Annotated in this window: 13 protein-coding genes; 12 read left to right on the forward strand and 1 reads right to left on the reverse strand. The window is 69.7% G+C overall.

What is annotated here, in order from left to right; all coding sequences use genetic code 11:
- The first annotated feature begins 4 nt into the window (after nucleotides 1-4).
- The 12 genes from gnd (at nucleotide 5) to QY307_01995 (ending at nucleotide 11,979) form a co-directional block, all read left to right on the forward strand.
- Complete coding sequence (gnd, locus tag QY307_01940; GenBank protein WKZ83737.1) at nucleotides 5-1,411, forward strand: decarboxylating NADP(+)-dependent phosphogluconate dehydrogenase; 1,407 nt, start codon at nucleotides 5-7, stop codon at nucleotides 1,409-1,411.
- Entirely contained in the window at nucleotides 1,408-2,841 is a 1,434-nt protein-coding gene (zwf, locus tag QY307_01945) for a glucose-6-phosphate dehydrogenase (GenBank protein WKZ83038.1), read from the forward strand. The genes gnd and zwf overlap by 4 nt, the downstream gene beginning before the upstream one ends.
- 36 nt (nucleotides 2,842-2,877) lie before the next feature.
- Nucleotides 2,878-3,996, forward strand: coding sequence for an NAD(P) transhydrogenase subunit alpha (locus QY307_01950; protein WKZ83039.1), 1,119 nt, complete (start codon nucleotides 2,878-2,880; stop codon nucleotides 3,994-3,996).
- Entirely contained in the window at nucleotides 3,996-4,301 is a 306-nt protein-coding gene (locus tag QY307_01955) for an NAD(P) transhydrogenase subunit alpha (GenBank protein ID WKZ83040.1), read from the forward strand. The genes QY307_01950 and QY307_01955 overlap by 1 nt, the downstream gene beginning before the upstream one ends.
- Nucleotides 4,298-5,671 carry an NAD(P)(+) transhydrogenase (Re/Si-specific) subunit beta gene (locus QY307_01960; protein WKZ83041.1) on the forward strand — a complete coding sequence of 458 codons (1,374 nt, stop codon included), beginning with the start codon at nucleotides 4,298-4,300 and terminating at the stop codon, nucleotides 5,669-5,671. The genes QY307_01955 and QY307_01960 overlap by 4 nt, the downstream gene beginning before the upstream one ends.
- Complete coding sequence (locus QY307_01965; GenBank protein ID WKZ83042.1) at nucleotides 5,671-6,273, forward strand: nitroreductase family protein; 603 nt, start codon at nucleotides 5,671-5,673, stop codon at nucleotides 6,271-6,273. The genes QY307_01960 and QY307_01965 overlap by 1 nt, the downstream gene beginning before the upstream one ends.
- Nucleotides 6,274-6,303: 30 nt before the next feature.
- Complete coding sequence (metK, locus tag QY307_01970; GenBank protein ID WKZ83738.1) at nucleotides 6,304-7,470, forward strand: methionine adenosyltransferase; 1,167 nt, start codon at nucleotides 6,304-6,306, stop codon at nucleotides 7,468-7,470.
- Nucleotides 7,471-7,525: 55 nt separating this feature from the next.
- Nucleotides 7,526-8,647, forward strand: a complete 1,122-nt coding sequence (locus QY307_01975; GenBank protein WKZ83043.1) for an ABC transporter ATP-binding protein — start codon at nucleotides 7,526-7,528, stop codon at nucleotides 8,645-8,647.
- Complete coding sequence (locus QY307_01980; protein WKZ83044.1) at nucleotides 8,644-9,318, forward strand: ABC transporter permease; 675 nt, start codon at nucleotides 8,644-8,646, stop codon at nucleotides 9,316-9,318. The genes QY307_01975 and QY307_01980 overlap by 4 nt, the downstream gene beginning before the upstream one ends.
- Nucleotides 9,315-10,046 carry an ABC transporter permease gene (locus QY307_01985; GenBank protein ID WKZ83045.1) on the forward strand — a complete coding sequence of 244 codons (732 nt, stop codon included), beginning with the start codon at nucleotides 9,315-9,317 and terminating at the stop codon, nucleotides 10,044-10,046. The genes QY307_01980 and QY307_01985 overlap by 4 nt, the downstream gene beginning before the upstream one ends.
- A gap of 93 nt (nucleotides 10,047-10,139) precedes the next feature.
- Nucleotides 10,140-11,054, forward strand: a complete 915-nt coding sequence (locus QY307_01990; GenBank protein ID WKZ83046.1) for an ABC transporter substrate-binding protein — start codon at nucleotides 10,140-10,142, stop codon at nucleotides 11,052-11,054.
- A gap of 160 nt (nucleotides 11,055-11,214) precedes the next feature.
- Nucleotides 11,215-11,979, forward strand: a complete 765-nt coding sequence (locus tag QY307_01995) for a TrmH family RNA methyltransferase (GenBank protein WKZ83047.1) — start codon at nucleotides 11,215-11,217, stop codon at nucleotides 11,977-11,979.
- Here QY307_01995 and QY307_02000 read toward each other — a convergent pair.
- A complete protein-coding gene (locus tag QY307_02000; protein ID WKZ83048.1) occupies nucleotides 11,976-12,374 on the reverse strand; it encodes a cupin domain-containing protein in 399 nt (132 codons plus the stop codon). The genes QY307_01995 and QY307_02000 overlap by 4 nt on opposite strands.
- Nucleotides 12,375-12,385: the final 11 nt, after the last annotated feature.

Below are 12,385 nucleotides of genomic sequence, written 5' to 3' on the forward strand. Positions count from 1 at the left end.
CGTGATGGGTCAGAACCTCGCACTAAACCTCGCCGACAAGGGCTACTCGGTCGTGGTCCACAATCGGACCACGACCAGAACCGCCGAGTTCCTGGCAGGACCGGCGGCAGGCCACACCGTCACCGGTGCCGACACCCTCGCCGACCTGGTGGCGGCGCTGGTGCGCCCGAGGCGGATCATCATGATGGTGAAATCGGGCCCGGCGGTCGATGCCGTCCTCGCTGGACTGACACCACTCGTGGCACCTGGCGACGTAATCGTCGACGGAGGAAACAGCCACTATCTCGACACGGCGCGTCGGGTCGAAGAGATGGCGGCCAGGGGCATCGCCTTCATCGGGGCCGGAATCTCCGGCGGTGAAGAGGGAGCCCGTCACGGCCCCTCGATCATGCCCGGGGGCAACGCCGCCGGCTGGCCGCAGGTACGCGAGATGCTCCAGGCGATCGCCGCCAAGGTTGCCGACGGCACACCGTGCTGTGACTGGGTGGGCCCCGGCGGGGCCGGTCACTTCGTCAAGATGGTCCACAACGGCATCGAGTACGGCGACATCCAACTGCTCGCCGAGGCGTACCACGTGATGCGCGCCGGGATGGGGCTCCCCCACACCGCCATGGCGGAGGTGTTCGCCGACTGGAACCGGGGCCGGCTCGACTCCTACCTGGTCGAGATCACTGCCGCCGTACTCGGCCATGAGGTCGACGGTGCACCCCTGGTCGAGTCGATCCTCGACGCCGCCGGGCAGAAGGGCACCGGACGGTGGACGGTCGAGGAGGGCCTGAGGGAGGGGCAGCCGGTGACTCTCGTCGCCGAGGCCGTGTTCGCCAGGGCGGTATCGTCGCTCATCGACGAGCGGCTCGTTGCCGAGGGCCGCTTCCCCGACGCGCCGGGCTCCATCGATTCCGGACCGGCGGCGATCGCCGACCTCGAGGCCGCCCTGTACGCATCCAAGGTGGTCGCGTACGCCCAGGGATTCATGCTGCTCGCCGCCGCATCCAGGGAGCACGGATGGCACCTCGACCTGGGGGGAATAGCACTGCTGTGGCGCCAGGGCTGCATCATCCGGGCCGCCTTCCTCGAGCCGATTCGGGACGCCTACCGCCATGAGCCCGGGCTGGCCAACCTCCTGCTGGCGCCGTACTTCACGGAGGCGGTGCGACACTCCCAGCCCGGCTGGCGCCGCACCGTGGCCGCGGCGGTGGGCGCCGGGATCCCCACGCCTGCCTACTCGTCGGCCCTGGCCTTCTTCGATTCGTACCGCTCGGGACGCCTACCCGCCAACCTGATCCAGGCACTGCGCGACTACTTCGGCGCCCACACCTACGAACGCGTCGATCGCCCCCGGGGTGAGTTCTTCCACACCGACTGGACCGGTCGCGGCGGAGAGGTCACCGCCGGCTCCTACGAGGCATGACCCACGACGCCCACCTGTTCGTGGTGTTCGGCGGCACCGGCGACCTCGCCCGCCGCAAGCTTCTGCCCGCCCTGTTTACGCTGCTCGCCGAGCCCGGCTGTCGCCTTCTCGGGGTGGCGGGGGCGGAGATGGACACCGACGAGTACCGGGTGTGGGTCGCCGGGGCGCTGATGGATGCCGGGGTCGAGGAGTCCGCGGCGAAGCGGTGGGCGCACGAGCGGGTCTGGTACCGGTCGGTGCCACGCCACTCGGAGTTGGACGCCGTGGCCGAACAGGTGGCCCGGATCGAATCCGATGGGGCCACCCGAGGCAACCGGGTCCTCTACCTGGCGCTGCCGCCTGCCGCCTTCGGCCCTACGATCGAACGGATCGGCCGTGCCGGACTGGCTCGGGGGGCAGGCTGGTGCCGGCTGGTGGTCGAGAAGCCGTTCGGAACCGACCTCGAGTCGGCGCAGACATTGAACGAGACCATCCACGACCACTTCGAAGAGGAGCAGGTCTACCGGATCGACCACTACCTGGGGAAGGAGACCGTCCAGAACCTCCTGGTGTTTCGCTTCGCCAACCCCCTGTTCGAATCCTCATGGAACCGGGACCGGGTTCAACGCGTCGAGATCACGGTCGCCGAGGAGCTCGATGCCTCGGAGAGGGGCGAGTACTACGACCGGACCGGGGTGATCGGCGACATGGTGCAGAGCCACCTCGCCCAGTTGCTCACGCTGGTCGCCATGGAGGCGCCGTCCACCTTCGCCGCCGACGCCGTTCGCGACGAGAAGGTGAAGGTGTTGCGCTCGATCCGCCACATCCCTGCCGGGGCCGTGGTTCTGGGTCAGTACGGAGCAGGAACGGGCGCCACGGCCCATACGCCCGGGTACCGCGCCCACGAGGGAGTGGCGTCCGACTCGCCCACACCCACCTACGCCGCCATCAAGGTCTGGATCGACAACTGGAGATGGCAGGGCGTGCCGTTCCTGCTGAGGACCGGGAAGGCTATGGCGCGGCACCTCACCGAGATCGCCGTGGTCTTCCGCAGCCCGCCGGTTTGTCTGTTCCACTCCGTGGTCGACGACTGCCTCGGCGCCGGCGACGTGCTCCGACTCGTGCTCCAACCAGACGAGGGTTTCTCCCTCCACATCGATGTGAAGCGTCCCGGGAGCGCCACATCGGCTCAGCGCATCGCCCTCAGCTTCTCGTACGCCGAGGAGTTCGGCCGCATCCCCGAGGCGTACGAGACGCTGCTGGCAGACGTCGTCGAGGGCGACCAGACCCTCTTCGTGCGACACGACGAGGTGGAGGAGTCCTGGCGGCTGTTCGCTCCGCTGTCTCACCAGGACATGCCGCTTCATGGCTACCAGGCCGGCTCGTGGGGACCCTCGGCAGCCGATGCGCTGATCGACAGCGGACCCAAGGGCTGGTTCGCCGAACACTGATCGGGACCCCTCCAGCAGCCGTTAGCCTTCCACCCGATGCTGATCCGCATCCACCTCGAGGGCCGTCCGGGGGAACGACGCGTCGCCGTCGCCCCCCGCGAGGCGCGCCGTCTGGTGGAGATGGGCAATCGGATCCTGGTTCCCGCCGGGGCCGGTGCCGGCGCCGCCTTTCCCGACGCCGACTACGTCGCCGCCGGAGCCGAAGTGTTCGCCGGTGCACCACCACGGGCCGAACTGCTCCTCGGAGTGGGACCCCTCACCGCGGCCGACGTCGCCGGGGTCGAAGCCGCCGCGGGCTTCTTCGACCCGCTGGGAGACCCCGCCGGCATGGCAGCGGTGGCGGCAACGGGTGTCACCGCCCTGGCGATGGAACTCGTCCCCCGCACCACGCTCGCCCAGTCGATGGACGCCCTCTCCAGTCAGGCGACCGTCGCCGGCTATCAGGCTGTCCTCCTCGCCGCTTCGGTGCTTCCCCGAATGTTCCCGATGCTCATGACCGCTGCCGGCACGATCAGACCCGCCCGCGTACTGGTCCTCGGTGCCGGGGTCGCCGGCCTCCAGGCGATCGCCACGGCGCGCCGGCTGGGGGCGGTCGTCAGCGGATACGACATTCGGCCGGCGGCACGCGAACAGGTGGAGAGCCTCGGAGCACGGTTCGTGGGCGGGCCCGTCGAGGCTGCTGCCGAGGGTCAGGGCGGGTACGCCTCCGAGGTCGACGACGCCACCCGAAGCGCGCAGCAGGAGGCCCTGGCGGCCGCGGTGGCGGAGTCGGATGTGGTGATCACCACGGCACAGGTCCCGGGGCGGCGGGCGCCACTGCTGGTCACCGCCGCCATGGTCGAAGCGATGCGTCCCGGGGCAGTGGTGGTCGACCTGGCGGCCTCCACCGGCGGGAACTGCGAGGCGACCATCGCCGACGAAGCCGTCTCGGTGGGGATGGTCACAGTGCTGGGCCCGACAGATCTCGCCTCCGGTGCCGCCGGCGACGCCTCCGAGATGTACGGCCGGAACCTGGTGGCGCTGCTCGACCACCTGATCACGGATGGTGCCCTCGTCATCGATCCCGAGGATGAGATCGCAGCTGCGGTGTGCGTCACCCGCGACGGGTCCGTACAGGATCCCAGGGTGCTGGCGGCACTGGAGGGGGCACGCTGATGCTCGATCCGCTGGTCGTCGGCGTGGTGGTGTTCGTGCTCGCCGCCTTCGTGGGGTTCGAGGTGATCACCAAGGTGCCCCCCACCCTGCACACGCCGCTGATGTCCGGCTCCAACGCCATCTCCGGGATCAGCCTGGTCGGGGCACTTGTGGCCACCGGGATCGAGAACGACGCCCTCGCTTCGACGCTCGCCGTGGTGGCGGTGGCCGCAGCCACGGTCAACGTGGTGGGAGGCTTCCTGGTCACCGACCGGATGCTCGGGATGTTCCGCCGGCCCCGGAAGAACGACGGGGAGACCAGGTGAGCGCCGAGACCCAGACGCTCCTCTACCTGGCTGCGGCGGTGGCGTTCATCGTCGGGCTCAAGCGCCTCGGCTCCCCTCGTACCGCCCGATCCGGCAACGCCGTGGCCGCCCTGGGAATGCTGCTCGCCGTGGTCGTCACCCTCGTCGACGCCGAGGTCTCGTGGGTCCTGGTGGGAGCCGGCATTGCCGTGGGGGCGGTCGTCGGAACGGTGCTCGCCGTCCGGGTCCAGATGACGGCCATGCCTCAGCTGGTGGCGGCGTTCAACGGCTTCGGTGGGCTCGCCTCCGCCCTGGTGGCCGGAGCCGAGTTCTCCCGCATCGGCGCCGTCGGTGCCCCGGTCGACGTGCTGGTCACCATGTCGCTCTCCGTCCTCATCGGGGCCATCACCTTCACCGGCAGCCTGGTCGCCTACGCCAAGCTCCAGGGCCTGATCGGCGGCTCCCCGATCACCTACCCGCTGCAGAAGCCGCTCAACCTGCTCCTCTTCCTCGCCGGCGCCGGGCTGTCGGCGTGGGTGGTCGCCGATGGGGCGGCCTGGGCGTTCTGGGCCACGGGCGGCATCGCCTTGGTGCTCGGCATCCTGGCGGTGATCCCGATCGGTGGAGCGGACATGCCGGTGGTGATCGCCCTGCTCAACTCGCTCTCGGGCCTGGCTGCGGCGGCCGCCGGATTCGTCATCCAGAATCAAGCCCTCATCATCGGGGGCGCCCTGGTCGGAGCGTCCGGCCTGATCCTCACCAGTCTCATGACCGAGGCGATGAATCGCTCTCTGGCCAACGTGCTGTTCGGGGCGTTCGGCGGCGGCGACGGCGGGGGCGGAGGCGCCGCAGCCGGCGGGGCAGCGCGCTCCACGACTCCCGACGACCTGGCGATCGCGGTCGGTTTCGCCGAGACGGTCGTCGTCGTGCCCGGATACGGCCTCGCCGTGTCCCAGGCGCAGCACGACCTCCGCTCGGTCGCCACCGCCCTCGAGCGCCGGGGCGTGAAGGTGCTCTACGGCATCCATCCCGTCGCCGGGCGCATGCCCGGGCACATGAACGTCCTGCTGGCGGAGGCCGACGTCCCCTACGACCAGCTGCTCGACCTCGACCAGACCAACGCCGTTCTCGGCCGCACCGACGTCGCCCTGGTGCTGGGGGCGAACGATGTGGTCAACCCGGCGGCACGCGACGATCCGGGCAGTCCGATCTACGGGATGCCCATCCTCGAGGTGGACCGTGCCCGGCTGGTGGTCGTGGTGAAGCGCTCCCTCTCTCCGGGCTTTGCCGGGATCGACAATCCGCTGTTCTACGCAGAAGGAACCCAGATGCTCTTCTCCGACGCCAAGAAGGCCCTGACCGACCTGGAAGCCGCACTCGAGACCATCTGATGGAGTTCCGAGAGGCGCTCCGGCGCCGCCGGATGGTGAGGCGTCACACCGGTGAGCCGGTGCCTCCCGGCACCGCCGAGCGGGTCGCCGCCGCCGCACTTCGTGCTCCTTCGGCGGGATTCGCCCAGGGCGTGTCGGTGATCCTGGTCTCCGACAGGGAGCGGATCGCCGCCATCGCCGCCGCCTGCGGCGAGCCCGCCAACATCGGCCGCGGCCGGCAGCCCTGGCTGTCGACGGCCGGGGCGATCCTCGCCATATGCGTGGAGCCGGGGCGCTATCGAGATCGTTACGCCGAGCCCGGCAAGGACCCTGCCGCCCTCGAACCGATCCCCTGGTGGTGGGTGGACGCCGGGGCATCTCTCATGGGAGTCCTGCTCGCCGCCGTCGACGAGGGCCTGGCCGCCGGGTTCCTCGGCGGCCACGCCACCGGCGGTGCCCGCCCCTTGCTCGGCCTGCCGGAAGAGGCCCTCCTCGTCGGACTGGTGACTCTGGGACCGGGAGCAGATCACCCGCCGTCGTCATCACTGCGAAGGGGCCGTCGCCGGGGTGCCATCCATGTCGACCGCTGGTCCGAAACGGGTGATGCCGAGCCCGCCCGCTAGCCTGCCGTTTCGAACCTCGAGGTAGCCGCAATTCGTCGTACGCTCTTCACCAGCGAGTCGGTCGCCATGGGCCATCCCGACAAGGCCTGCGACCAGGTCTCCGACGCCGTCCTCGACGCAGTCCTCGCCCAGGATCCGCAGGCGAGGGTCGCTTGCGAGGTGATGCTCGCCGCCGACTTCGCCGTGATCGCCGGCGAGGTGTCCTCGACTGCAGCGGTGGACCACGAGGCGATCGCACGCGAGACACTGCGCAAGATCGGTTACACCAAGGCGGCAGGATTCGATGCCGATAGGGCACCGATCACGATCGCCATCCAGCGGCAGAGCCCGGACATCGCCCGCGGGGTCGATCGGGGCGCCGAGATGGGCGCCGGAGACCAGGGGATGATGTTCGGCTACGCCATGTCGGGCACGCCCTCGCTGATGCCCCTGCCGATAGTGCTCGCCCACGCCCTGGTGGAGCGCCAGGCAGCGGTGCGGATGTCCGGGGAGATCGCCGAACTCGGGCCCGACGCCAAGAGTCAGGTCACTGTCGCCTTCGAAGCAGGCGAGGTGACAGGCCTCGACTCCGTCGTCCTCTCCACCCAGCACGGGCCGTCGTGGGACGACCGTCAGGACCTGCTCGCCGAGGAGGTGAGAGCGCGGATCCTGGAACCGGTGCTCGGCGAGCTGCTCGCCACCGAGACGCAGGTCATGGTCAACCCCACCGGGCAGTTCTCTATCGGCGGTCCTGCCAGCGACACCGGCCTCACCGGTCGCAAGATCATCGTCGACACCTATGGGGGTTGGGCGAGGCACGGGGGCGGCGCCTTCAGCGGGAAGGACGCCACCAAGGTCGACCGTTCGGCCTCCTACATGGCCCGTTACATCGCCAAGAACGTGGTGGCTGCCGGCCTGGCCAGGGAGTGCGAGGTCCGCCTCGGATACGTCATCGGCAGGCCCGAGCCGACGATGGTGACCCTGGACTGCAAGGGCACCACCGCTGCCGGGGTGGCCGAACAGGAGATCGAAAGCGCCCTGCGCGACGTGTTCGGGTCGCTGACCCCGCGTTCCATCATCGAGACCCTCGACCTGAGCAGGCCGATCTTCCTGCCCACGGCGTGCCACGGGCACTTCGGAAGGAACCCCGACCAACCGGCGGGGCACTTCCCATGGGAGCGAACCGACCGGGCGGCGGACCTGGCCGCCGCCTTCTGACCCGACACCCGATCGAGCCGCGGTGTGGGAGACGCCGACCTCCTAGTCTCGCCCGGTGGCGACCGAGGCCGTCGAACAGACACCGATGATCCGGCTGGCGGGGGTGGGAAAGGACTACCCCGGCAGCGACACGCCCGCCGTGACCGCCCTCGACCTGGATGTCGCCGAGGGTGAGATCGTCGTCCTGATCGGACCTTCGGGGTGTGGGAAGACCACCACCCTCAAGATGATCAACCGCCTCGTCGAACCGACCCGGGGGCGGATCGAGGTCGCCGGCGAGGACGTGACCGCCCGCGCCGCCCCGGAGCTGAGGCGGAGCATCGGCTACGTGATCCAGCAGGTGGGTCTCTTCCCCCACCGCACGATCGGCGACAACGTGGCCACCGTGCCGCGCCTGCTCGGGTGGGATCGAAACCGGATCCGGGAGCGTGTCGCCGAGCTGATGGCACTCGTCGAGCTGAACCCGGATCTGATCCACCGCTTCCCGTCCGAGCTCTCCGGTGGCCAGCGGCAGCGGGTGGGAGTGGCGCGCGCCCTCGCCGCCGATCCGCCCGTGCTACTCATGGACGAGCCGTTCGGTGCCGTCGACCCCATCGTGCGGGAGCGGCTCCAGGACGAGCTCTTGAGGCTGCAGCAGAGGCTGCACAAGACGATCGTCATGGTGACCCATGACCTCGACGAGGCGATCCGCCTGGGAGATCGCCTGGCGATCCTGGGAACCGGTGGAGCGCTGCATCAGTACGCCACGCCCGCCGAGATCCTCGAGCGGCCTGCAGACGGGTTCGTGGCCGGCTTCCTCGGGGACGAGCGAGGCCTGCGGCGGCTCTCGCTGATCCCGGTGTCCGCCATCCCCCTGGAGGTGGGGCCGGTGGTCGCTCCCGACGCCACGGCCGAGGCGGCACGCGCCTGCATGGAGCGCTACGACGTCGACTGGTTCGGTGTCGCCGACGGGAGCGGGCTGGCGGGTTGGGCGTGGGCATCCGATCTCCCGGCCACCGGCGGTCTGGGTTCGGTGTCGCTGCGGCCGTTCGCCACCCGCCTCGATCGAGCCGACTCGCTGCGACGAGCCCTCGACACCGTGATCGGGTCTCACACCCGCGTGGCTCCGGTGTTCGACGGCGACCGCTACCTGGGCATGGTCACCGCCGATGCGATAGCCCGCCAGGTGGCTTCATGATCGGAGCCCTGTCAAGCGCCACACCGATACTCGACTGGGAGTGGATTCGGGGTCACTGGGACGACATCGGAGGACGGGTCGTCGAGCACCTCGCCCTCACCGGCATCGCCCTCGGCGTCGGACTGGCGGTCTCGCTGGCGTTGGCGGGCGCCATCTTGCGGTTCCCGGGTATGCGGGGGCCGATCACGTGGAGTGCCGGAGCCCTGTACACCATCCCCTCGCTGGCGCTGTTCGCCTTCCTGGTCCCGATGACCGGTTTCGGGATCCTCACCGCCGAGATCGGCCTGGTCTCCTATACGCTGCTGATCCTCACCCGCAACATCCTCGCCGGAATCGAAGGCGTCGACCCGGCGGTACGGGAGGCTGCCGAGGGGATGGGTTACGGCCCGCAGCGGCTCTTCTGGCGAGTGGAGCTCCCGCTGGCACTTCCGGTGGTCATCGCCGGGATTCGCGTGGCTGCGGTCACCACGATCGGCCTGGTGACCGTCACCGCCCTCATCGGTCAGGGTGGCCTCGGCTTCTTCATCCTCCGGGGCCTGAGCCGGTCCTTCGAGACCGAGATCATCGTCGGCACCGCGCTCTCGGTGGTGCTCGCCACCGGTGTCGATCTACTGCTTCTGGGCGCCGAGCGTTTGGCGACCCCCTGGGCGCGCAGGGGAAGGCCCGCATGATCGAGTTCATCGCCGACGTGGCGCGCTGGTTCGTCGACAACTGGGACGGGTCGACCGGGTACCTGGTGCGGACATGGGAGCACATCGTGGTCTCGGGAACGGCGCTCCTGGCGGCAGCGGCGGTCTCCCTGCCCTTGGGGGCGTGGCTGGGCCACACCGGGCGGGGCGGGACGCTGGCGGTGAGCCTGGTGAACGTGGGTCGCGCCCTGCCGTCGTTCGGGATAATCGCTCTGGCCCTCCCGTTCACCATCCGGCTGGCGGACGCCGTCCCCTTCATCGACAGCGGGCTCGGTTTCCTTCCTACGTTCGTGGCCCTGTTCGCCCTGGCACTGCCACCGATCTTCACCAACACCCATGCCGGCATCAGATCGATCGAACCCGAGACGGTCGACGCAGCGCGGGGAATGGGAATGAGCGAGCGGCAGATCCTCCTCGAGGTGGAGCTCCCCATCGCATCGCCGGTGGTGCTGGCCGGCCTGCGAGTGACCGCCGTCCAGGTGGTGGCGACGGCCCCCCTCGGTGCCCTGGTTGCATACGGGGGGCTTGGACGCTTCATCATCGACGGGTTCGCCGTGCGCGATGGAGTGCAGATCTTTTCCGGTGCCGTCCTGGTGGCGCTGCTCAGTGTCCTCACCGAGGGCGCCTTCGTCCTTCTCGAACGCAGGTTGACGCCGCAAGGGGTGAAGCCCACGAGCCGGGCCGAGGCCTCCCCAGCCCTCCCCCACTGAAGCCTTCGGGAATGCCCGAAGGTGCCCCACTGTTACAGCCCGGGGGCGCGGCCGCGCGGCCGGACCCATCACGACCAACGAGAGGAGCGACCCATGCGGACAGGCATCCGCAGGCGGTCCGTCGGGGCGATGCTCGTCGCCGGAGTGCTGGTGTTGGGCGCTTGCGGCGACGGATCGGGTGACGGAACCGAGGAACGACCGACGATCACGGTCGGATCCACCAACTTAGGAGAGCAGCTGATACTTGCCGAGATCTACGCCCAGGCCCTTGAAGGCGCCGGCTACCCGGTGGAGCGATCCTTCAACCTGGGATCTCGCGAAGTGGTCAACCCGGCCCTGCAGACCGGTCAGATCGACCTGATGGCCGAGTACACGGGATCCCTGCTCACCTTCAAGGGAGGCACTCCCTCGACCGACCCTGACGAGACATTCGCCGCCCTCCAGGCCGCCATCGAACCCGACGGGCTGGTCGCCCTCGCCTACTCACCGGCCGAGGACAAGAACGGATTCGTGGTCACCGCCGACACGGCGGCCCGTCTCGGCCTGACCAAGGTGAGCGACCTGCAGGCCCACAACGGCACCCTCGTCCTGGGCGGCCCCCCGGAGTGCCCGCAGCGGGAGTTCTGCCTGCTCGGGCTGGAGTCGGTGTACGGCCTCGAGTTCTCCGACTTCCGGCCGCTCGACGTCGGAGGCTCGCTCACGGTCGAGGCCCTCGACGGTGGTGAGATCGACGTCGCATTGCTCTTCACCTCCGACGGCGTCATCGCCGCCCGCGGGTTCGTGCTCCTCGAGGACGACAAGCTCCTGCAGCCGTCGGAGAACGTGGTCCCGGTGCTGCGCCAGGAGATCGTGGAAGCCTACGGATCAGAGTTGACAGCCCTGCTCGACGCCGTGAGCGCCAAGATCACCACCGACGCCCTCAGCGAACTCAACAAGCGTTACGGCATCGACGCAGCCGACCCCGAAGACCTCGCCAGGGAGTGGCTCGAGGCCAACGGCTTCCTGTAGACGACCGATCCCGCCCGCCAGAGGCGCCGGGGGCCGAGGGCCCTCGGCGCTTCTGCGTCGGGTCCGGTTGGATGAGGGCTTGACGCCGACCATCATCCAGCCGGTGCCCTCGTCCAGCCCCAGTCGCTCGGATCCCATTCAAAGCCCGACCAACCCGCGGGTGAAGTCTCTCGTCAGGTTGCGCCAGAGGAGGGAACGCGACCGAACCGGCCGGTTTCTGGTCGAGGGGTTCCGGGAGCTGACCCGCGCCGCCGACTCCACCGTCGAGGTGGAGACGCTGTTCGTCTGCCCCGACCTCTATCTCGGAGAGGGGGAGGGCCGCCTCGTCGATCGGCTCGCCGTCTCCGGGGTGGAAGTGGTGGAGGTTGCCGAGACCCCTTTCCGCAAGGCCTCCTATCGGGACCGTCCCGAGGGTCTGCTGGCGGTGGCCCGCCAGTTCCCCACGAGCCTCAGTGCCCTCGACCTCTCCGGTCCGGCATTGGCCCTGGTGGCCGAGTCGATCGAGAAGCCGGGCAACCTGGGAACGATGTTGCGCACCGCCGACGCCGCCGCCTGCACCGGCGTCGTCGTCGCCGACCCGGCCACCGATCCCTTCAACCCCAACGTGGTTCGGGCGTCGCTGGGGACCCTGTTCAGCGTCCCCCTGGCCGTGGCGACCACCGGCGAGGCCGTGGAACACCTTCGCTCCTCCGGTGTGCGGATCCTGGTGGCGTCGCCCGATGCCGAACTCCCCCACTACCTCGCCGATCTCACCGGGCCGGTGGCGTTGGTGGTGGGAAGCGAGCAGTACGGCCTCAGCGACGCCTGGTTGGCGTCGGCCGACGAGCGGATCACGATCCCGATGCCCGGATCGGTGGACAGCCTCAACGCGGCGATGGCCGCTGGGATCCTTCTCTTCGAGGCCCTGCGCCAGCGCGCCGGCTAGTCGAGGACCGCCCGGTACTCGGCGTCGCTCACCTTGCGCGGCAGCCACTTGGTGGCTCCACCATGGGTGATGGAGAGGTGGATCATCGGCGAGTCCGGCGGCGCCCCATGCCAGTGCACCACCCCTGCCGCGGCGTGAACGGCATCCCCCGGGCCGGCGACGACGGCGGGCTCTCCCTCCGCCTGGACCACCGCCCGACCCGCCACCACGTACAGGACCTGGCCTGCGGGGTGGCTGTGCCAGTCGCTGCGCGCTCCCGGTTCGAACGACACGCCCAGCACCGCCAGGTCGTCCTCGTCGTGGGGTTCGTGGTGCGATCCGAACCACACCCGCCCGGTGAAGTGCTCGTCACCGGCCGGCGACCAGTCGATCTCCTCTGCCCTGCGATGGGTCAACCTTCCTCCTC

This window comes from Acidimicrobiia bacterium, assembly GCA_030584185.1.
Classification (GTDB): domain Bacteria; phylum Actinomycetota; class Acidimicrobiia; order Spongiisociales; family UBA11373.

Coding starts and splice junctions, on each gene's coding strand:
- gnd (WKZ83737.1), top strand. CDS start 5: ATGGGTCAGAACCTCGCACTAAACCTCGCCGACAAGGGCTACTCGGTC.
- zwf (WKZ83038.1), top strand. CDS start 1,408: ATGACCCACGACGCCCACCTGTTCGTGGTGTTCGGCGGCACCGGCGAC.
- QY307_01950 (WKZ83039.1), top strand. CDS start 2,878: ATGCTGATCCGCATCCACCTCGAGGGCCGTCCGGGGGAACGACGCGTC.
- QY307_01955 (WKZ83040.1), top strand. CDS start 3,996: ATGCTCGATCCGCTGGTCGTCGGCGTGGTGGTGTTCGTGCTCGCCGCC.
- QY307_01965 (WKZ83042.1), top strand. CDS start 5,671: ATGGAGTTCCGAGAGGCGCTCCGGCGCCGCCGGATGGTGAGGCGTCAC.
- QY307_01980 (WKZ83044.1), top strand. CDS start 8,644: ATGATCGGAGCCCTGTCAAGCGCCACACCGATACTCGACTGGGAGTGG.
- QY307_01985 (WKZ83045.1), top strand. CDS start 9,315: ATGATCGAGTTCATCGCCGACGTGGCGCGCTGGTTCGTCGACAACTGG.
- QY307_01990 (WKZ83046.1), top strand. CDS start 10,140: ATGCGGACAGGCATCCGCAGGCGGTCCGTCGGGGCGATGCTCGTCGCC.